The sequence below is a fragment of the Fibrobacter sp. UWB2 genome (assembly GCF_002210425.1).
Taxonomy (GTDB): domain Bacteria; phylum Fibrobacterota; class Fibrobacteria; order Fibrobacterales; family Fibrobacteraceae; genus Fibrobacter; species Fibrobacter elongatus.
The window spans coordinates 87197-106986 of sequence record NZ_MWQK01000003.1 but is presented as its reverse complement, the minus strand read 5'-3'; the positions used below and the strand labels follow the sequence as shown (position 1 = coordinate 106986).

Genomic DNA, 19790 nt, shown 5'->3' with positions numbered 1-19790 from the left:
TGTTTTAATCGGTTGGCGCACTTTCCTTGTCAAGAGGGAAGTGCGTTTTTTAGGAGAAAATGATGAGTAAGAATATTTGGGTTGTCTTTGCGCCGGTTTATGAATTTGCAATGCGACTTCGTTACGTTTTATGGACAAATCTTTTGATGTGGTTGTGATTGCGAATGCGCTCCACATTATCCCGGAGCCCTCGAAGGCGCTTGCGGAAATCCGCCGCGTCTTGAAAGATGACGGCGTGCTGATAGCTCCGAACTTTATATTCCCTACTGACGGCAAAAGAAACTTGTGGCAAAAGCTTTTGAGTCTTGTCGGTGTCCGCTTTGCGCACGAATGGACGGAAGACGAATACAAGTCTTTCTTAAAAGGGAATGGCTGGACGATAACAGAAAATTGCGTTATTAAAGGGCGGATTGATTTAGCCTACGTGGAATGCGGGAAATAAAGACTATTTCGCTTCTATAAATTCATATCTTGTGATTCTTCTTGACATCGGAAAGGACCATCGCTGCAGGGCGGGTGCGACCTTTCAGCATGTCATTGTATCCTTTTTCGAGTTCCGTGTCGAGGCGCTCTTTTGACCATTTAGCGGCATTTTCGGGAGCTTTAGGCAGCTTCACATCGAAGGGAATTCCCTGTTGCAGAATAATCTGCTTATAGAACATGTTGATAGCGCTGGAAACGGATATACCGAGAGTTTCCAGGATGTTTTCAGCTTGTTCTTTGACATCGGGCTCTATGCGGGCGTATAAATTTGCGGTTTTGTTCATGTTATTCAATATACATATTTGTCCGCACAAAAGCAATACATTTGAGTGGGGCGCTGAACAAAAATGGAGATTCCCGCTCGGAGGCGGGAATGACAAGAATATGTTAAGAAAATTGCCCCGGATTTCTCCGGGGCAATTTAGTAGGTGGTTATTGAATGAGTTCTAATTTATTTCTTGGAGCTTGAGCATTTTGCCGAAGAGGCCGCCTTTTGCCTTGAGTTCTGCGGGGGAGCCGGTTTCGACAACTTGACCGTTTTGCAACACCACGACCTTGTCTGCATTGGCGATGGTGCGCATGCGGTGGGCGATGATGATGACGGTCTTGTTCTGCACGAGTTCCGAAATACTCTGCTGAATCTTGGATTCATTTTCGACGTCGAGGCTTGCTGTGGCTTCGTCAAGGAGCACGATGGGGGCGTCCTTGAGGATGGCGCGGGCGATGGAGATTCGCTGGCGTTCGCCGCCGGAGAGCGTGTCGCCGTTTTCACCGATGACGGTGTCGTAGCCTTGCGGGAGCCTTTGGACAAAGTCATCGCAGTTTGCAAGTTTTGCGGCTCGCAGGATTTCTTCGTCGGTGGCGTCGCGCTTACCGATGCGAATGTTGTCGCGGATGGAGGTGTTGAACAGCACGACATCCTGGAAGACGATGGAAAAGTTTTTGAGGAGCGTTTCGGGATCGATTCTTGAGATGTCCTGGCCGCCGAGCGTGATGGTGCCGCCTTGAATGTCCCAGAAACGGGCGGCGAGCTTTGCTGCGGTTGTCTTTCCGCTGCCAGACGGGCCAACGAGTGCCGTGATTTCGCCTTGCTTTGCGGTGAACGATGCCTTCTTCAAAACTTGCTTTTCTTCGTTGTAGTAGAAATCGACGTTCTTGAATTCAATGTCGTAATCAGCGGGCTCAAACTTTGTGGAACCGCGTTGCACTTCCATATCGTCCATTTCCTTGAATCGCTTGAGACGAACATCCAAGAAGAATAGTTCCGTCATGTTGTTTAGAACGAGATAAATGGGGCTGTAAATCGTCGATGCGCAGACGATGTACACGAGGTAATCAAATACGCTTAATTTGTCTTGTGCAAGGAGGATAGAACCGAAAATGAGAACGGAAGCAAGGCCGAGTTTCAGGAAAATTTGTGCACCGTTCAAGATGACTCCTGACATGAATTCGCCTTTAATCTGGAAATGTTCATAGAATTTGGAGTGATCGTCCAATGCTTTGCAGACGCTTTCTTCTTCGCAGTAGGACTTGATTTCTTGAATGTTTTCAAGGCTTTCCTGAATGTCTTCGGTAATGACGCGGGCCGCATTGTAGGTGTGCTTGAAGTTTTTGAACTGTAATTTGCGGGACAAGTAAATGAGCAATCCTGCAAATGGTGCTACCCACAAAAGTGCTGCCGCCATCAACGGGTTGTAAATAATGAGTGCGACTGCGCAGATAACGAGCATCGCGGCGACTGCAAAAATTTCAGGAACGGCGTGCGAGAAAATCATTTCAAGGGCGTTCACGTCATTCATGATAGTCGATGTCAAGTCGGAAAGGTCCTTTTTGCCAAAGAAGGCGAGCGGGAGCTTGCGCAACTTTTCGGCAAGCGTGATGCGGCGCTTTTTGCATTCCGAATAGACTGATTCGTACGTGCTGTCGTAAGAAAGTGCGTAGATGAAGTACATGACGAGGTAAATGACGACCGCAATTGCTATGTAAACCCAGAAATTATGCGGTTCTGCCGACGGATTTTGCATTTTCGCCATGAATTCCTTGAGGAACAGGAATACGAACGAAAGCGGGAGCATTAACGAAAGGTAATGCCACGTTGTCCAAAATACGCCTTTGATAAATGTTTTTGTACCTTCATCAGAGAGGACAAAACGATTTTTAATCCAGTTATACATTCTTGCCTCCGATAGTCCAGCTGACGGACTGCTGATAATCTTGCCACATCTTGGCGAATATGCCGCCTTTTTCAACGAGCTCCTTGTGCGTGCCGCGTTCCACGATGCGGCCGCCTTGTACGACGAGAATCTGGTCGGCATTCACGATGCTTGTGAGTCTGTGTGCAATCATCAAGACTGTTTTGCCCTTCGAAAGCGTTTGCAGTGCTTGCTGGATAAGGCTTTCGTTTTCGGGGTCAGCAAATGCGGTCGCTTCATCAAGAACGACGATCGGTGCGTTCTTGAGAATGGCTCTGGCGAGGACGATTCGCTGCTGCTCGCCACCAGAAAGGTATGTACCCTTGCTGCCGATGACTGTGTTGATGCCTTCGGGCAGACGGTCAATGATTTCGCGGCATTGGGCGAGATCAAGCGCCTTGTTGACGCTTTCAATGGATGCCTCAGGAGTTCCGTAACGGACGTTTTCCAAAATACTCTTCTTGAAGAGTCGAGTATTCTGGAAAACGAATGATGTGTTTTTCATGAGGACTTCTTGGGGTATTTCCTTGATGGGCGCACCGCCGACTAAAATTTCACCATCGTTGGCATCGAAAAATCTCGGGACGAGCTTTGCAATGGTGCTCTTGCCGCCGCCAGATGTACCAACGAGTGCGACTGTTTCGCCTTCCTTTATTTTGAATGAAATGTCATGAAGGACTTCATTTTCTGTGCCGGGGTAGGTGAACTTGACATTCTTGAATTCAATATCGAAATGCTTGACTTCTTGCGGGTTTGTCGGTGTAGCAAGTTCTGGGTAATCTGTCAACGATTCAATGCTACCAATGGCGAGTTTTGCCTGGTTTACGGCTTGGCTCAAGTACATGCTGCGCATGACGCACTGCGAGAAAACGGGGGTCACGAGAACGTAGAGCATCAAGTCCACGATTGTGGCGGCAATGTTGCCTGAACTAGTTGCAATAAGGAATGTTGTGGGGACGAGGATGAGGGCGACACCGTTGATGAGCGTCGTGTAAGAACACATGATGAATTTCCAACTGCTGGAATATGCAGTGACCATTTGATGGTAATCATCAATCGTTTTATAGAAGTTCTTGAAAGAGTAAATAGTTTGCTGAAAAACTTTCACGACGGGGATGCCGCGCACGTATTCGACCGCTTCTGTATTCATGTCTTCGAGAGACTTCATGTATTTTTGCATAAAGTCCTTGCTCTTGTTCATCTTGGAGCCGAGCGTGATGATGGCGTAGGCAATTGGGACGAGGGAAGCAATGCCAAGACGCCAATCGAAAATGAACAACAATACGAGCGAGGCGATGGGAACGACGATGGTTCCTGCCAAATCCGGAAGTTCGTGCGCCATGAATGTATGAGTGACGGCTGCGTTGTCGTCGATGATTTTGCGGATGCGTCCGGTGGGATTCTTGTCGAAAAAGCCAAGCGGGAGCTTGAGCAATTTTTTCATGGTAATTCTGCGGATGTTGCCTTCGATGCGGAAGGCGACTAAGTGCGAACAGACGAGCGCGGAAAAGTAAAGCACGACGCTGACTGCCGAGAAAATGACGGCCATCAATGCGTAATGCTTGACCATATCGTATGAAATTTTGCCTGTGTCAGCGAATAATTCACGGACGATGAGCCATACATATATAAAGGGAGCGATCCCCGCGATGGAACTCAATGATGAAAATAAAAGTGCAAACGGATATAAAATTTTTCGCGATTGCATATAAGGTGTTAGTCTTTTGAAAACACTCATAGTTACCTTCTGTTTGTTTTTCGCACCAATTTTAATTTATTGAGGTCTTGTTTTAAAGGTTATATTAGTCATATCTAACTTTTTGGATTGATTTGAGTCTATTTGGAGTTGAGGCGGTCTTTGGGGATTTCTAAAATGCGGGCGAAACTTAAAAGGTGTATAACCCTAGGAGAACTGTATGAATAAAAAGCTCATTGCACTTACTTTTGCAGCAAGCCTTTTTGCTGCCTGCGGTAGCGATTCTTCGAGCAACGCTGATTCTGAAAAGGATGATTACAAGCGCGAATTTGCAACTTCCATTTCGACCGGCGAAACGATGTTTATCGGCACAATGTCCCTCGATCACACAGATGATCTGGGCAAGGACTTTGTTGAAGTCGGTACGCGTGCAGGTGTTGTCTATTACGATAATTCCCTGTTCATCGCTGATTTGGATGTTGGTTCCATTTCCCGCTACAGCTTGGCTGAAAACAATAAGCTTGGTAAGGTAACGGCAAAGCTTACGCTTGCTGGGACTTGGGCTAATCATATTTATTTTGTCAACGAGGAAAAGGCTTATTTGGGCGGCATGCTCGATTCCTTGATTGTCATCAACCCGAAAACCATGAAGAAGACGGGCGCCATTGACCTTTCCAAGTACAAGAATAAGGACGCTCTCGTGGTGAGCCCGGGAACTGGCGTGATTGTTGACGGTCGCCTCTATGTAGGCCTCTTGCAGAACGTGAGCGATTATGCTACGGGTAACGAAGCTCAGGTCGCCATTATCGATGTCAAGAAGGACGAAGTCGTCGCTGTTGCTAAGGATGACCGCATTGCTGCCGTGGGTTCCTTGGATGACTCCCAGAACCAGGCATTTACCGTTATCGATGGCTATATCTACTGCTACAGTAATGCTTCTTGGGGCTACGCTCCGGGCCAGGTTGATGGTTTCCTCCGTATCAAGGTGGGTGAAACCAAGTTTGACAAGGATTATGCCTGGTACATCACGAAGGATGTCGCTATTGATGGCATTACAAAGAAGGATAATTTCAAGTACCTCTCTCCGGCATCGAACGAGAAGGATGGCCTTGTCTATGCTTTCTTGAACGTGATGGTCGATTTGAAGCAGACCTGGACGGACATGGATAGCTATCACAATAACACTTGCAAGCCGGTGCAGCTTAACCTTGCAAAGAAGACGATTAAGGCTTTGCCGATTGGTTATTCTTCGAGCTGGGCAAGCTACGGCAAGTATGTGGAAGATGATGGCAACGTAATTTTTGCGGTTTCTACTGAAGAAGATGGCAATGCATACTTCCGCTATGATCCGAAGACGGATAAGGCTGAAAAGATTGCCAAGTCTGAACAGATCCCGATGTGGATTGTTCCGCTGAAGTAATGAATTGGAGATGCCCGCTCAGTGGCGGGCATGACAGTGTTGTGTCATTCCCGGCGCCTGTCCTCGCTTGACGGGGATGACCGGGAATCTCCTTCTTGTAAAAAGTAGTTCTGGGTTTTATTGAAGATGAATATTCGTAAGTTTGCTACTGTTTTTGCCGCTTTTGCGGCATTTGCCGTTGTTTCTGCTTATGCGCAGGATGACGAAGTTACTTCGTTTGAAGATTTTGATGAACCCGTCGCGGAAAGTAATGCGACTGATGCTTCCAATGGAGGCACTTCTGAAGTAAATGCTGCGGGCGGTTCCGCAAGTTCCGAAGATGTCACAAAGCTGGACTTGCTTTCGGTTGAAACGGAATCTGAAGCGGAGCAGGCTGCTATTGCAAAACAGGTTGAAACGGTTTCAACGATTGATGCCGCTGAATTGCAAAATACGAGCAAGAGCGTTTCTAAGGCGATTAATTCTGCGTCTGGCGTGAAAGTGCGTAAGTCTGGCGGAATGGGTAGCGAAGGCAAAATCAATATCCGCGGCATGGAAGGCAAGAACATCAAGGTGCTTGTCAACGGCGTTCCTGTCGAAACGCAGGGAAATTTGGGACTTGACGATATTCCTATCGACCAGATTGCGGATATTGAAGTTTATAAAGGCTATATCCCGGCACGTTTTGCAACAGATGGCGCAGGCGGTGCCATTAACATTGTGACTAAGAAACGCCCGACAAATTCTGTGGACGCTTCTTACAGTTTTTCAAGTTTCAATACGCACAAAGCTTCCGTTGCCGCAAGCCATTTGATTGATAGCATTGCGGGTGCTGCAAGCCTTGAAATTGGTGTGTCCGGTTACTTTAACCATTCCGATAACGATTACGAATTTACATCGCCGTACATGAAAAGCTCTACAGGTGCGGATACGAGCGTTGTTCGCGATCATGACCATTACACCTCTTACAATGTGCAGGCTTTTGCGAACTTGATGAACGCCTGGTTTGACCAAATTTCGTTGGGTGCAAGCTTTGGCGCGTTTGACAAGCAGATTCAGGGCATTGAAAATCGCATTAAGGAATCAACCTCCGAAGGCTATAATTTCGGTGCTTCTTTTGGGCTAGACAAGAAGAATTTCTTTGCGAAAAACTTGAATTTCGGTGATTTTTTTTCGTTCGGTTATGCCGAAAATAAAATCATTGACACAAGCCGAGTTCATTGCCGCAACTGGTTTAGCTGCGATACGGCGCAAAAGAATGTGGGCGAACTCGTGTCTATGGGGCTTCCGAGATTGCGCACGGTGCAGGTGTATGATTTCAATAACTTGCTGAATTTTGATTACCAGTTTATTAAGGATCAAAAGATTTATTGGAATACACTCATCAAGTACCACAAGGAAAATCCTGAAGACGATTACGGCGCTAAAATGGCCCAGTTTAACACAGCGGGGCTTCCGGGAGAAGTTTTCTCGATAACGACCGGGCTTTCTCTTGAAAATAATTTCTTTGAATCTCGCCTCCAGAATCTTCTCGGTTTCAAGTTCCATTACATGAAGGCTGAAATTTCCAATATGCCGACGAGCCTTCTGATTGAACCTGCGGTGGAATCGAATGATTACAATGATTTCAGTTACGATGAAAGCTTGATGTTCAAGGTGGCAAAGCCACTTTCTGTGAAGGCTTCGTATCAGCATGCTGTGCGCTTACCGACTCCAGAAGAACTCTTTGGCGACGGCATTCGCGTGAGTGCGGCGACAAACCTCAAGCCCGAACAGGCTGATAATTTCAATTTTGGAATTTCTGTAGACTTGCAGGAATTGCCGCTTGTGACAAGGCTCCGCTTTGATGGTGATGTGTTTTATTCGTACTACAAAGATAGAATCCATTACATGAATTCTGCGCAAATGTCTACGCCTTACTTTAACATGAATCCGATTCGTGCCTGGGGTTACGAAGGTGATGTGAAGTTGGATGTCAATGAATGGTTTTTGCTCGGGACGAACTGGACTTTCCAGGACTTGCGTAACATGAAATATACGGCAAAACAGGGCGTCCCCAAGAAGGCGATTGTGCCTAACATTCCGCGATTCTTTATGAACTATCTTGCGGAATTCCATATGGGCGATTTGTTTGGCAAAGAAGACTTCTTGAAAGTCTGGTGGTCTGCAAATTATACGGATGAATATTTCTACGGCTGGAAGATTAGCTCCCGCCAGAGCCGTAAAATTAAGGCTTCGTTCACGCAGGATGTGGGCGTTGAATATTCCATTTGGGATAATAAACTGGGCTGGAGTTTTGAAGTTGATAACATCACGGATAGCGAATCATTCGATAAGTTTGGTGAAAGTAAACCGGGTAGAAGTTTTGCAACAAAGATTCGCTACAGTTTTAAATAGAAGGAGTTTATAAGAATGTGTTTGTCTGAATTACAGGAAAATCAAAAGGGCTTGATTCAAAAGATTAACGGGGATTCCCGCTTTATTTCTCGCGTGGTTTCGATGGGGCTTCCGCCAAGCAGTCCGTTCTTGGTGCTGCAAAATGATGGACGTTCTCCAGTTCTCGTGTATTCGCACGATACGATGATTGCGATTAACCGCAAAGAATGCATGCAGATTGACGTGGAGATGGCATGAGAACGATTGCTTTGCTGGGACAGCCGAATTCCGGCAAGTCCACTCTTTTTAATGCATTGACGGGTTCGCATCAGCATGTCGGTAACTGGCCCGGAAAAACGGTGGAAAGGGCGGAAGGCTTTTTCACGCAGGGCGAAGAGCTTTATCGCGTTGTCGATTTGCCGGGTAGCTATGGGCTTACGGCAAACTCTGCCGAAGAAGTTGTGACGCGTACTTACATTGAACACGGTTACGCTGATATTGTCTGCATTATCGTTGACGCTTCGCAACTAGAACGCAGCCTTTACATGCTTGCAGATTTTGCGGGCGTGAAAAGCCCGGTGATGCTTGTGCTCAACATGATGGATGTGGCCGAGCAGAAGGGCAAAAAGATTGACGTCCAGAAAATCGAAAAGCTTTTGAACATTCCGGTGCTTGACTTTACGGCGGCAAATTTGGACGACTATCCGAAATTCTTTGAAACGCTGAATCGTGCGCTTGAAAAGAAGGCGAAGATTTCGTCGGAAAAGATTCGTGACATTGTTGAACGCGAAGGCGAAAAGTCTCGTGTTGAAAATCTGAAAAAGCTTGAAGATTTGATTGCTCCTTTGAAGTTTGACAATCGTGAAAGATTCTGGGTTGCATCAAAGCTTTTGGAAAATGATTCGCTTGTGCGTTCGGAAGTCGAAACGGCGGTGACTCCGGAACATTGGAAGCAAATCAAGGAAATTCTGGATGCTGAAGGTTCTGATGGCGGACTTTTGACGGGTGAAGCGAAGTACCGCTTTGTCTCTGAAGTTCTCCGTGATGCGTCTGAAGGCGAAGAAAAGTCGATGAAGCTTTCTCGCTTTGATAAAATTGCGACGCACCGCATCTGGGGTAAAATTGTCGCGTTCTTTATTCTCGTGCTTACGCTTGCGGTGAGCATGATGATCGCAGTCCCGATTATTGCAAGCTGCTTTGGACTCCAGCATGTTGCAGAACCGCTTGTTGTTCAAATGTGCGAAAAGTTTGGCTGGTGGCCATCTGTAGCATCGTTCATCAATGGCGTTATCATTGGCGGTCTTTCTGTGACTGTCGCCATGATGAGCTTTGTCTTTGCGATTCTCGTGACATTTGGCCTGATGGAAGATACGGGCTACTTGGCGAGATCTTCGTATGTGTTTGACTCGTGGCTTTCAAGGCTTGGTTTGCATGGCAAGGCGTTTATGCCTCTGTTCTCTGGGCTTGCTTGCACGGGCGGCGCCGTTTGCGGTACGCGCGTGTTGGATACACGTGGACAGCGCTTGTTTGCGATGGTGCTTTTGTGGTCCATTCCGTGCGGCTCAAAAGTTGCCGTAGTGCTTTTCCTTGCTTCCGTTTTCTTTGGCTCGGCGGCTCCGCTGTTTGGCTTGGTTTATGTAGCGATGATTTTTGCATCGTTCTTGCTTTCGTCTAAACTTTTCGGAAATAAGCTGATGCCGGTGAATGAACGCGTGGGCATGATTATGGAACTTCCGCCGTACCACAAGCCACATTGGAAAATTTTGCTCAAGACGGTTGCTCGCAATGTCTGGGCGGTTTTCAAGAAGGCGATTGCGGTCATTTGGTTTGTGTCCCTTTTGTTCTGGCTTATTTCGTATTCGAAAGATGGAAATGTGGAACATAGCGTGCTTTACACCATTGGCAATGCGATTGAACCGTTTACGCAGATTTTCGGTATGCGCTGGCAACTGTTTATTTCGTATATCGGCGGAATCTTTAGCAAGGAAGCGTCGCTTGGCGTGATGAGCGTTGTCTTCTCGAGTACAACTGATGCGTTCTCGCTTGTTGCCCGTAATGAGGCGGGTGCAAATCTTGGCGAAATGATGCGTGCCGTGGTGACCATCCCGGAAGCTCTTGCATTTATTTTTGCATCCATGTTCAATATCCCTTGTGTACTTGCAATGGGTACAACGTATCGTGAAACGCATTCCCTTAAGTGGATGCTTGCAATTGCGGGTTACTACTTTGCAATTTCGCTTGGTTTGGCGTTTATCGTTTACCACATTGCGCTGTGGGTGCTTTAGGACTTCTTCGAAAAACCCAGACTACAATAGAAGCGGGTATGGCGTGCCGAACGGTGCGCCATACTTGTTTTATGCAAAAATGTTACCCTAGTCTAATTGGAGCTTTTTTAAACCGTTTAGAGTAGAATATAGGGGGTGTTCTGATTTATTTTTGTCCGTCCAATTGTGTGGTTCAAATGACTCAGAAACGAATCTATTCAGCTTTGTCTTTCAACAAGGCCTTTTACATAGGGCTTGCCGTTGCAATCCTTATCCATATCGCCACACTTTTAAACCCGTATTTCAAGAAACAAGAAATCTCGACGCAACGCCCTGATAGCCCCGTAATGCATGCGGAAAAGGTCTATATCGCGCCCCCTCCGCCTCCAGAAGCGCCGCCAGTTGTGAAAAAGGTCGTTCGTGCTAAAATTATCCCGAAGGTCGTAGAAAAACCGGTCGAAGAACAGCCTCCTGAACTGGAACCAATCCCGGAACCGGTAACAGAAACGGCACCAGTCGCAGTTGCGGAACCTGTTGTCGAAGCGCCTCCTGCGCCCCCTGTGGTCAAGGAACCGCCCAAACCTTCGGCAGACTCTATAAAAATGGTGACCCGCACGTACTTGCGCTCGCTCAAAAAGCAACTGGAACAGATTAAGGATTACCCTGCGACGGCTAAGCGCCTAAAGCAGGAAGGCACGGTACGTGTGCGGTTTACCATCCTCGCCGATGGCAAGATTGAACAAATCGAAGTTTCGGAATCAAGCCGTTATTCGTCGCTGGACAATAGTGCCTTGGAAGCCGTTGCCAACATGGGCAAATTTCAACCTATTCCAAAACTTTTAGAAAAAGAACGCTGGAGAATCGAAATTCCAATCCAGTACAAACTTAATGCAGGGAGATCGTAATGAACTTCATTCTCGACTTTGTCAAACAGGGCGGTTACATCGGCTACATCCTGGTTGCACTGAACTTTATCGGTTACGCCATCATTATCTGGAAGGTGATTTCGCTAATTGTCTTTAATAAAACCGTGCAGCCGCGTTTGACAGATAAAGTTATCCATCGCGTGGTGACCTGCAATACCGACCATCACATCATTACAGAAAGTATCCGCACTGAAATCGGCCTTGCCTTCTCTCCGCTCACGAAGGGCCTTACGACAGTCGAAAATATCGCATCGATTTCTCCAATGCTTGGCCTCCTCGGTACGGTGGTGGGCATTTTCAACGCATTTACGGTGATAGCGGCCTCTGGCCTTGATGATCCATCCGCTTTTGCGACGGGCATTAAGTTTGCTCTCGTGACAACGGTCCTTGGGCTTGTGGTCGCTATCCCGCACGTGATTGCGTTCAACTATCTGAACGCCCGCATGGAGCAGGAACAGGATGAAGTTGAAAACCAGGTGCTTTTGCACTTGGGCAAGACTTTGCAGGAACGTGACGCAAAGAGAACGGAGTCCCGCAATGGCTAAAAGACGTCGTCGCATATCGCTGGACATGACGCCACTGATTGACTGCGTGTTTTTGTTGCTCGTCTTCTTTTTGGTGACGTCGGTTTTTAAGCAGGATAAATCTGTCCTCAAGCTTTTGCTGCCCGAGACTTCGAGCGAAGTCAAGCAAGAAGTTTCTGAAGGATTCTTTATAGAACTTTCAGAAACCGAAATCGCCATCAACGGTGAATTGGCGACAGTTGAAATTTTGAAGAACAAGAGCGCTGCCGTGCAAAACAAGAAAGCGCCGGTGGCCTTGAAAATCGACAAAAAGACTCCTTACGAAAAAGTCGCAGAAGTCTTGGATGTTCTCCAGATGGAAAAGATTTACAACATACAATTCGTCAATGAATTAAAAAAGGAGTGAGAAGATGTCACGGATTCGAATAAATATCGAAAAGGTGAACGAAAAATTTGAAAACTTCGCAAGGTTCCTGATTTCGCACAGGGCCTTGCTTCTTGTTTCGTTTATCGCCTTGCTTGCGATTTCTATCGTGGGCATGAAAAAGATTTACGTCGAAGCCTCATGGGATAGCTACTTCATTGAAGGCGACCCGATGCTTGTCGAAACGGACAAGTTCAAGGAAACTTTTGGCAATGACTATTTCGTGGGCGTGATGGTCGAAACGGAACAGTCCGTCTTGACGCCGGAAAACTTGAAGCTCTTGCGCGAACTTTCTAACGAGTTGCGCGATAGCCTCTCGTATTCTGACGGTAAGGCCACATCGATTGTCGATTTGGAATACATGCTCGGCACGGACGAAGGCATGGAAATCGTGCAGATCGTGCCGGAAGAAATCCCGACAGATGCAGCGGGCCTTGCCGAAATCGAAAAGCGCCTCGCCGCAAAGCCGGAGCTTGCAAAAAAGCTCATCTCTAAAGACCGCAAGCAGGCCTTTATTAACGTGAAGCTCCGTCCGTTCCCGGAAGATTCTGTGTGGAAGGCAGAAGGCGAAGCGAAGGGCGTTAAAGCCGAAGCTCCGGACATGAAGACGGGCCGTGAAACCTCTGAAATCATTGCCAAGGAAAAGTACGCTCCGCTGCACCCTCTTGCAACGGGTATGCCTTACTTGAGCCATCAGAAGCTCAAGTACATCGGCGAAGAAATGAGCCGTATTTTTCTCATTACGGTTCTTTGCTCCATCATCGTGATGTTCCTCGTGACGCGTTCGCTCCGCGGAATCGTTTCTCCGCTGATTACCACGTTCGCGGGCGTTATCATGACTTTTGGCTTGGTCGGCTATCTCGGTCTTTATATGGATGCGACCAACATCATGGTGCCTGTCATCTTGGCATTTGCCGTCTCCATTGCGTATAACATTCATATCCATTCTTTCTTCCGCAAGAATATGATGCTCACGGGTAAGCGCAAGGAATCTGTGCTTTACGCCATGAAAGAAACCGGCTGGTCAGTGCTGTTCTCGGGACTCACAACGATTGTGGCACTTCTGTCGTTCCTGTCGGTGATGCTTAAGCCTATCCGCTCCGTGGGCATCCTCTCTTCTATCGCTGTTGGCTTCATTCTCCTTGTGGCTCTTACGGTTTCGCCGATTCTCTTGAGCTTTGGCAAGGACAAAAAGCCGAACGCTAAGGTGCTTGAGAAGGGCGATACGCGTATGGGCCTCATCCTCAATAATCTCGGCCAGTTTGTTCTGACTCACGGAAAGCCGATTGCCATTATTTTTGCTGTGATTACCGCAATTTCGATTTATGGCGTCACCAAGATGGAACCCGCGTTTGACGTGGAACGCACGATGGGCCGCAAGGTCGAATATGTGAACAAAATGCTTTACGTTGCCGAATCTGAAATCGGTAGCTTCTACTCTTACGACTTGGTGATTGACTTTGGCGAAAATGACAAGGCTAAGGAAGTTGATAATCTCAAGAAACTGGAACAGCTGCAGGATCACGCCCAAAAGTATCCGCTGACAAAGCGCTCCACTTCGATTCTCGACATCTTGAAGGATTTGGACCGCACCTTGAATGAAAATCGTCAGGAAATGTACGCTATCCCGGAAACGGAAGAACAGGTGGCTCAGCTCTTGCTCTTGTACGAAAATGCCGGTGGTTCCGAAGCAAGCTACTGGATGGATTACGATTACAAGAAGCTCCGCTTGATGGTTGAAATCTCGAGCTACAACTCCAACGAACTCCAGAAGGAAATCGAAGATTTGCAGAAATTCGCTCGTGAACTTTATCCGAATGCAAAGGTGACGGCTGTGGGTAACTTGCCGCAGTTTACCGCTATGCAGCAGTATTTGGAAGTGGGCCAGATGACTTCCTTCCTCATCTCTGTCGTGATTGTGGCGGTGCTCTTGATGATCGTCTTCGGTAGCGTCCGCACGGGTCTCATCGGCATGATTCCGAACATCGCTCCGGGTATTTTCGTGGGTGGCTATCTCGGCTTTAGCAACATCCCGCTCGACATGATGACGGCAACGCTTATCCCGATGATCATCGGCCTTTCCGTGGACGATACGATCCATTTCATCAACCATGGCCATGTGGAATTTGACCGTAGCAAGGACTACAAGGATTCCATTCTCAAGGTGTTCCGCGCTGCTGGCCCTGCCCTTGTGATGACAACGATTATCATGGTGGCAACATTTGCGGGCTTTACGACTTCGCAGGCCACGCAGATGTTCAACTTTGGCTTTGTGGTGTTTGTGGGCCTCGTCTCGGCTTTGCTCGCCGACCTGTTCGTGACACCGCTTTTAATCAAGAAGTTTAAAATTTTCGGAAAATAGGAGGATTTTATGAAAATTTCAAAAATTGCTGCGACGCTCGTTGTCGCTCTCAGTGCAATGTCTATGGCTCAGACGAATGCCCGTGACATTATGGTCAAGGTCAAGAACCGCCCGGATGGCGACACGCGTTCTTCTTCGATGGAAATGAAGCTCGTGAACAAGAGCGGTAACACTCGCGTCCGTAAAATTACTTCGTATGCGATGGACGTGGGCGAAGATACCAAGACCATCATGTTCTTCCTTTATCCGAATGATGTGAAAGGCACGGGTTTCTTGACCGTGAACTACGATGACGTCAACAAGGAAGACGACAAGTGGCTCTATCTCCCGGCTTTGAAGAAGACCCGTCGCATTAGCGGAAAGAGCTCCAAGACCGATTACTTCATGGGCTCCGACTTCACATACGATGATATCGGCAAGCGTAATGTCGATGAAGATACGCACAAGCTCTTGCGCGAAGAATCTGCAGACGGTTTCGATTACTACGTTGTCGAATCGACTCCCAAGAAGGAAGGCGAAATCTTCTCCAAGAAACTCGTTTGGATCCGCAAGGATTGCGATGTCGTCGCCAAGGTCGAATTCTACGACAAGCTCGGCAAGCTCCATCGCCAGATGGTTTCTTCGGACATCAAGAAGGTTGACGGTTTTTGGACGGTCGGCAAGATGGAAATGAAGAACGTGCAGACGGGACACTCCACAGAACTCCTCTTCCTTGATCCGAAATACAACATCCAGCTCGATTCCAAGATCTTCTCTGTGAACAAGTTGGAACGTGGGTTGTAGTTAGTAGACTGTACAGTCCTGTGTCATCCTGGAGGGGCGATGCCCCGATAGGATCCAGTGAATGTATGATTGTCATGCCCGCCTCTTTGTCATCCCGGACTCCGTTCCGGGAGGGCATCTCCCATTAAGGAGGAAAAATGTTTAAAAAAACGGTTTTCGCGTTATTGTCCGCAGCATTCGCCTTGTCCGCGCACGCCCAGGAAGACGAGCTTTCGTTGCAGCTGAACGGCTTTGTGGATTCGTATCACGCGCTGCAGGTGCAAAGTCCGCACAAGATCATGTCTTCGCGGACGCGCCTCCGTCTTGAAATGCGCGCGAATTACGGCGAGGCTTCGCTTTTCTCAAGTGTCAATCTCGCGTACAACAGTCTCATCAAAGATCAGTCGGGAGCGTTCCTTCGCGAAGCGTATTTCGATTATGCCGGCAAATACCTTGAAGTCAAGGCGGGCCGTCAAATTATCACGTGGGGTGTTGCCGATGGGCTCCGCCTGACGGACTTGATTTCGCCTATGGATTACACGGAATTCATGGCGAACGATTACGACGACATTCGCGTGCCTGTGAATGCCATCAACCTCAAGTATCCTGGCGAAAGCTTCTCCGCCGAACTCGTCTTTGTGCCGGTTCCTGAGTATTTTGTGATGCCCTCGGGTGAAGACAATCCGTGGACCATGCCGTTACCTGCGAATACGAGCATGGATTTGAGCGGTACTCCCGAAAAGCGCCTCAAGAACAGCGAAGTGGGCGGCCGCTTGCGTTTCTTCCTTGAAAATCTCGATTTCTCGCTTACCGCGCTGCGCACTTTCAATAAGTCGCCAGTAACGATTGCAAGCTTCGATCCGGAAACGAAATCTGCCGTGATTAAGGGCGTGTATGAGCCGATGAACGTTGTCGGTGGCGATGTCTCTATCCCGGCGGGTGAGCTTGTGATTCGTGGCGAGGTGGCTGCGTACTTTGGCGAGCCCATTGCCTTGGAAAATTCTCGCGATTACTGGTTGCGAAAGACGTTCAATGCGTTGCTCGGTATTGACTGGTACGCGGGCGATAACTGGACTTTCATGTTCCAATACATGCACAAGGTCGTCATGGATTACCGCGAAGTGTTGGGAACGGAACAGAATACGTCCATGCTTACGGCTCGCATCTCCAAGGAACTCCTGAACAATACGCTCAAGCTTTCTGTTTACGGGATGTTCGATGTCGACAATATCGGTTTCTATGTGCGCCCGGCGGCGGATTACCTGCTGAGCGACCAGATTACGGTTTCGTTGGGCTCTGATATCCTTGGCGGAAGGCGCGGTGCGTTTAAAACTTACAAGAAAAATACGCAAATATGGGTAAAAGGTAAGTATTTCTTTTAGGTGAGTCACTTGCCGTATGGAATAAAAATGCCTAAATTTAGACTGAACTAAGTTAGTTTAATCTAATTAAATTGGTTTGAACTAAAATACTTGGTCTGGTCTAATTTTTGAGAGAGTGAGATTATGATAAAGCCCATACCCGATAAGAATCTGATTCTAATTCAGAATACAGATTTCTTTTCCCATTATATGTTGCAAAATAAAACTGGGACGGGGCATCTTCTAACGTATAACGTATTGCCTGGGCTGCAAGTCTTCTACAGCAATTTCCATCTCAAGGAATTTACCTTCAATTTTGAGAATCAAGGCAAGAACTTGATTGTGCTACATTGTCATAACGGCAGCGCAGAATGGCTGAATTCGGATTCCATGCCGAAATCCATGGAAGAGAACGGCCTCGTTTTGCTCGACAATATGCCGGCAAGCAAGACGTTTAAATTCCCGGTGCATTGCTATCACGGGATTTCTGTCGTGTTTTCTATGGAACGCTGCCAATGCGAACTCATGAACATGTTCAAGGCGGTCGGTGTTGACTTTGCGGCCCTTATCGAAAAAATCCAGCCGCTTACACTCCCGCTGAAACTCCCGTCTAGCGAGCACGTGAGCCACATTTTCTCGGAACTCTACAGGCTCCCGAAAAACATCCGCTTGCCGTATTTTAAAATCAAGGTGCTTGAACTCATCCTCTTCTTGAGCCGCCTTGATTCCGAAGCCAAGTACGAAACGGCGGCGCAAATCCCGAGCGCTTACAAAGGTAAAATGGAGCTCCTGCGCGAAATTCTCCGCGAGAATGTCGAAGAGCATTTGACGCTCGAACAGCTTTCCAAGCAAATCGAGATGAGCCCGACGCAAATGAAAAAGTATTTCAAGCTGGCGTACGGCGATTCCATTTATTCGTACCTCAAAACGTACCGCATGAAAAAAGCCACCCAGCTTTTGCTAGATGGCAAATTCAATGTCGCCGAAGTCGCAAGCCGTGTGGGCTATACAAACTCCAGCAAGTTCGCGCAAGCATTCAAGGAATACACCGGCTGTTCGCCTAAAGAATATAAGAACAAGACCTAATTCGCGTCGCATCTCGCGCACATTTTGCAGTGCATCTCGCCGCAATCTCGTTTAAGCGTCGTCTTTCTCGGCGTCCTGAGTTTCGTTTGCGGTGTGTTTCTCTTCGTGCATTTCTTCATCACGGCTAAGCGGCCTGTGCTCTGCAATCTTGATGGCTCGCTTGTTCTCGTACATGCTCTTGTCGGCCTTGTTGAACACTTCTTCGATTGTCGTTATCTTGGCAAGCTCGGCAACGCCAATACCGCATGCAATGGAAATCTGTTTCCATGGGAACGAAGCGTTCTTGGTCAAGTCCATGCTTTCCTTGAGCTGGATTAAAAGATCTTGACGGTTTTCCAAATCTCTTCCGATGAGAACTGCCAAAAATTCATCACCACCGATTCTGAAAATCGGGCTATGCGCAAAAATCTGGCAAAGCAGCCTGCAAGAATTTATCAAGTAAGAGTTGCCGTTTTCGTGGCCGTATGTATCGTTAATTTCCTTGAGGTTGTTCGTATCGAAAATTGCAATGCCGTACGATTTGACCTCGCCGCTTTCGATGCGCCCTTTAAGCTCTTCAAGGTAAGCGTCGTAGGCCATCTTGTTGCGTACGCCTGTGAGCGAATCCTGGAACGCAAGCCCCTGCATCTGCTTCATGTGCTGGCTGATGTGGAATTTCGCCGCTGCAAAACTCTTGGCGAGCTCTCCGATTTCATCGTTCTGCTGAATGTTAAAATCGGCGTTCATGTCGCCCGTGATCATCTTCTTAGCTTCTTTCGTAAGCTCCTTGAGCGGCTTGGTAATGCTTCTCGAGAAGAAAATCGTGATGGTCGTCGTGAATGCCAAGAGAAGTAAAATGAAGATGATACTTTGTTTGATGTGCTTGTCTCTTTGGGCGTTAATTTCGAGAATCGGTGCGACGGTGACGAGCTTCATGCCGTTGCTGAGCGGAATCGAAAGCTTGACCTGATTGTCTTCGGGCTTGAATGTGAGTCCGTTAGGAATGGTGGGGTGGTAAACAATCAAGCCTTCGGCATCTTCGAGGAACGCAAAACCGCTTTGCATAAAATGAACTTGCGAAAGCTGGTTGGTTAATTGTTCAAAATCTATGTCTATGCCGACAACGCCAATGTCCTTGTTACCTCTGAATATTGGAATAACGTAAGAGATGATGTAGGCGTTAATGTTCTTGTTGAAGTAAGGCGGCATCCAGACGGGGTTTCCGGTCATGACGGGCTTGTAGTACCAGCCGACGTGTTCCATATCCGAGGGACTGTACTGCTTTATGTTTGTCGATGCGCGGGGGTGGAATGCTCCATCAATCGGGCTGCGTACAAGATAAACACCTTGAGGGGAGTGCGTGATGTCCGGATTGAAATTTACGAAAACGCTTTTGGTGCCTGAAAGGTTGTTTATGGTGGAACTGAGACGTTCCCTGAGGCCTTCGATGTTTTTTTCGATTTTTTCGGGATTTGTCAAAAATGTGGAATCTTCATTTATCTGTGACTGAATACCCGCGGCGGCGGCCATCGTGTATTTTTCATGGGATTCGAACAGGTAGTTCAGCTTGGCGGCTTCGTTGTTCGCTTGGTCCTTCATGTACTGCATGGAGTTGCGCTGGGTGGTCCGGCTGATGAACAACGTGCTGAGTATGCCGAGCGAAAGCGTTCCTATGAGCGTGCTCGATAATGAAAGGATTAGAATCTTTGACTGGATCGAAAATCTCATTACATCCCCAAAATTTCGATGACCTTTTTGTTGTTCGTAGAACCCATGACGACCGAAACATCTCGCTTGTGCACGTGGAAGTGCTCTGCGACAAGTTCGCAAATCGCTTCGTTCGCGGCTCCATCGACCGGTGGGGCCTTGACCTCGACCTTGTAGCTTCCGTCGGGTTGCGGCGTGATGCTCTCGCGCTTGCTACGCGCATGTACCTTGATGTTGATTCTCATGTCG

The 19790-nt window shown here is 47.7% G+C and carries 17 protein-coding genes; 12 read left to right on the top strand and 5 right to left on the bottom strand.

Going from position 1 to position 19790, the window contains the following annotated elements:
* The first annotated feature begins 103 nt into the window (after positions 1 to 103).
* On the top strand, positions 104 to 442 hold the full coding sequence (locus B7982_RS06625) for a class I SAM-dependent methyltransferase (RefSeq protein ID WP_255396752.1): 339 nt from the start codon (positions 104 to 106) through the stop codon (positions 440 to 442).
* Positions 443 to 464: 22 nt separating this feature from the next.
* On the opposite strand, the gene B7982_RS06620 is transcribed toward B7982_RS06625, so the two are convergent.
* From B7982_RS06620 to B7982_RS06610, 3 genes are all read right to left on the bottom strand, one after another.
* The gene (locus B7982_RS06620) at positions 465 to 767 is read right to left on the bottom strand and encodes a type II toxin-antitoxin system RelB/DinJ family antitoxin (RefSeq protein ID WP_088630464.1); all 303 of its coding nucleotides are present in this window, start codon (positions 765 to 767) and stop codon (positions 465 to 467) included.
* 162 nt (positions 768 to 929) lie between these two features.
* Positions 930 to 2657 carry an ABC transporter ATP-binding protein gene (locus B7982_RS06615; RefSeq protein WP_088660078.1) on the bottom strand — a complete coding sequence of 576 codons (1728 nt, stop codon included), beginning with the start codon at positions 2655 to 2657 and terminating at the stop codon, positions 930 to 932.
* Positions 2650 to 4413, bottom strand: a complete 1764-nt coding sequence (locus B7982_RS06610) for an ABC transporter ATP-binding protein (protein ID WP_088660077.1) — start codon at positions 4411 to 4413, stop codon at positions 2650 to 2652. Before B7982_RS06610 ends, B7982_RS06615 begins: the two co-directional genes overlap by 8 nt.
* Positions 4414 to 4591: 178 nt before the next feature.
* Between B7982_RS06610 and B7982_RS06605 the strand changes: the two genes are divergently transcribed.
* From B7982_RS06605 to B7982_RS06555, 11 genes are all read left to right on the top strand, one after another.
* A complete protein-coding gene (locus B7982_RS06605) occupies positions 4592 to 5791 on the top strand; it encodes a hypothetical protein (protein WP_088660076.1) in 1200 nt (399 codons plus the stop codon).
* Between the two features lie 126 nt (positions 5792 to 5917).
* Positions 5918 to 8167 carry a TonB-dependent receptor gene (locus tag B7982_RS06600; RefSeq protein ID WP_088660075.1) on the top strand — a complete coding sequence of 750 codons (2250 nt, stop codon included), beginning with the start codon at positions 5918 to 5920 and terminating at the stop codon, positions 8165 to 8167.
* Positions 8168 to 8182: 15 nt separating this feature from the next.
* Positions 8183 to 8404: a FeoA family protein gene (locus B7982_RS06595; RefSeq protein ID WP_014546404.1), complete on the top strand. Its 222-nt coding sequence runs from the start codon at positions 8183 to 8185 to the stop codon at positions 8402 to 8404.
* Positions 8401 to 10431 carry a ferrous iron transport protein B gene (gene feoB / locus B7982_RS06590; RefSeq protein WP_088660074.1) on the top strand — a complete coding sequence of 677 codons (2031 nt, stop codon included), beginning with the start codon at positions 8401 to 8403 and terminating at the stop codon, positions 10429 to 10431. The genes B7982_RS06595 and feoB overlap by 4 nt, the downstream gene beginning before the upstream one ends.
* Positions 10432 to 10607: 176 nt before the next feature.
* Positions 10608 to 11315, top strand: coding sequence for an energy transducer TonB (locus B7982_RS06585; protein ID WP_088660304.1), 708 nt, complete (start codon positions 10608 to 10610; stop codon positions 11313 to 11315).
* Complete coding sequence (locus tag B7982_RS06580) at positions 11315 to 11881, top strand: MotA/TolQ/ExbB proton channel family protein (RefSeq protein WP_014546407.1); 567 nt, start codon at positions 11315 to 11317, stop codon at positions 11879 to 11881. Before B7982_RS06585 ends, B7982_RS06580 begins: the two co-directional genes overlap by 1 nt.
* Positions 11874 to 12266, top strand: a complete 393-nt coding sequence (locus B7982_RS06575) for a biopolymer transporter ExbD (protein ID WP_014546408.1) — start codon at positions 11874 to 11876, stop codon at positions 12264 to 12266. The genes B7982_RS06580 and B7982_RS06575 overlap by 8 nt, the downstream gene beginning before the upstream one ends.
* A gap of 4 nt (positions 12267 to 12270) precedes the next feature.
* Positions 12271 to 14646: an RND family transporter gene (locus B7982_RS06570; RefSeq protein WP_088660073.1), complete on the top strand. Its 2376-nt coding sequence runs from the start codon at positions 12271 to 12273 to the stop codon at positions 14644 to 14646.
* Between the two features lie 9 nt (positions 14647 to 14655).
* On the top strand, positions 14656 to 15429 hold the full coding sequence (locus B7982_RS06565) for an outer membrane lipoprotein-sorting protein (protein ID WP_014546410.1): 774 nt from the start codon (positions 14656 to 14658) through the stop codon (positions 15427 to 15429).
* A gap of 137 nt (positions 15430 to 15566) precedes the next feature.
* Complete coding sequence (locus B7982_RS06560; protein ID WP_088660072.1) at positions 15567 to 16790, top strand: DUF1302 family protein; 1224 nt, start codon at positions 15567 to 15569, stop codon at positions 16788 to 16790.
* Positions 16791 to 16979: 189 nt separating this feature from the next.
* Complete coding sequence (locus tag B7982_RS06555) at positions 16980 to 17855, top strand: AraC family transcriptional regulator (RefSeq protein ID WP_233138409.1); 876 nt, start codon at positions 16980 to 16982, stop codon at positions 17853 to 17855.
* Positions 17856 to 17906: 51 nt separating this feature from the next.
* Here B7982_RS06555 and B7982_RS06550 read toward each other — a convergent pair whose 3' ends face one another.
* On the bottom strand, positions 17907 to 19562 hold the full coding sequence (locus B7982_RS06550; RefSeq protein ID WP_088660070.1) for a diguanylate cyclase: 1656 nt from the start codon (positions 19560 to 19562) through the stop codon (positions 17907 to 17909).
* Positions 19562 to 19786: a DUF167 domain-containing protein gene (locus B7982_RS06545; protein ID WP_088660069.1), complete on the bottom strand. Its 225-nt coding sequence runs from the start codon at positions 19784 to 19786 to the stop codon at positions 19562 to 19564. Before B7982_RS06545 ends, B7982_RS06550 begins: the two co-directional genes overlap by 1 nt.
* Between the last annotated feature and the right edge of the window lie 4 nt (positions 19787 to 19790).

Excerpts from the sequence above, each read along its gene's own strand:
- B7982_RS06550 (WP_088660070.1), bottom strand. The coding sequence starts at position 19,562 with ATGAGATTTTCGATCCAGTCAAAGATTCTAATCCTTTCATTATCGAGC.
- B7982_RS06585 (WP_088660304.1), top strand. The coding sequence starts at position 10,608 with ATGACTCAGAAACGAATCTATTCAGCTTTGTCTTTCAACAAGGCCTTT.
- B7982_RS06610 (WP_088660077.1), bottom strand. The coding sequence starts at position 4,413 with ATGAGTGTTTTCAAAAGACTAACACCTTATATGCAATCGCGAAAAATT.
- B7982_RS06605 (WP_088660076.1), top strand. The coding sequence starts at position 4,592 with ATGAATAAAAAGCTCATTGCACTTACTTTTGCAGCAAGCCTTTTTGCT.
- B7982_RS06620 (WP_088630464.1), bottom strand. The coding sequence starts at position 767 with ATGAACAAAACCGCAAATTTATACGCCCGCATAGAGCCCGATGTCAAA.
- feoB (WP_088660074.1), top strand. The coding sequence starts at position 8,401 with ATGAGAACGATTGCTTTGCTGGGACAGCCGAATTCCGGCAAGTCCACT.
- B7982_RS06570 (WP_088660073.1), top strand. The coding sequence starts at position 12,271 with ATGTCACGGATTCGAATAAATATCGAAAAGGTGAACGAAAAATTTGAA.
- B7982_RS06580 (WP_014546407.1), top strand. The coding sequence starts at position 11,315 with ATGAACTTCATTCTCGACTTTGTCAAACAGGGCGGTTACATCGGCTAC.
- B7982_RS06595 (WP_014546404.1), top strand. The coding sequence starts at position 8,183 with ATGTGTTTGTCTGAATTACAGGAAAATCAAAAGGGCTTGATTCAAAAG.
- B7982_RS06600 (WP_088660075.1), top strand. The coding sequence starts at position 5,918 with ATGAATATTCGTAAGTTTGCTACTGTTTTTGCCGCTTTTGCGGCATTT.
- B7982_RS06555 (WP_233138409.1), top strand. The coding sequence starts at position 16,980 with ATGTTGCAAAATAAAACTGGGACGGGGCATCTTCTAACGTATAACGTA.
- B7982_RS06545 (WP_088660069.1), bottom strand. The coding sequence starts at position 19,786 with ATGAGAATCAACATCAAGGTACATGCGCGTAGCAAGCGCGAGAGCATC.
- B7982_RS06575 (WP_014546408.1), top strand. The coding sequence starts at position 11,874 with ATGGCTAAAAGACGTCGTCGCATATCGCTGGACATGACGCCACTGATT.
- B7982_RS06560 (WP_088660072.1), top strand. The coding sequence starts at position 15,567 with ATGTTTAAAAAAACGGTTTTCGCGTTATTGTCCGCAGCATTCGCCTTG.
- B7982_RS06565 (WP_014546410.1), top strand. The coding sequence starts at position 14,656 with ATGAAAATTTCAAAAATTGCTGCGACGCTCGTTGTCGCTCTCAGTGCA.
- B7982_RS06615 (WP_088660078.1), bottom strand. The coding sequence starts at position 2,657 with ATGTATAACTGGATTAAAAATCGTTTTGTCCTCTCTGATGAAGGTACA.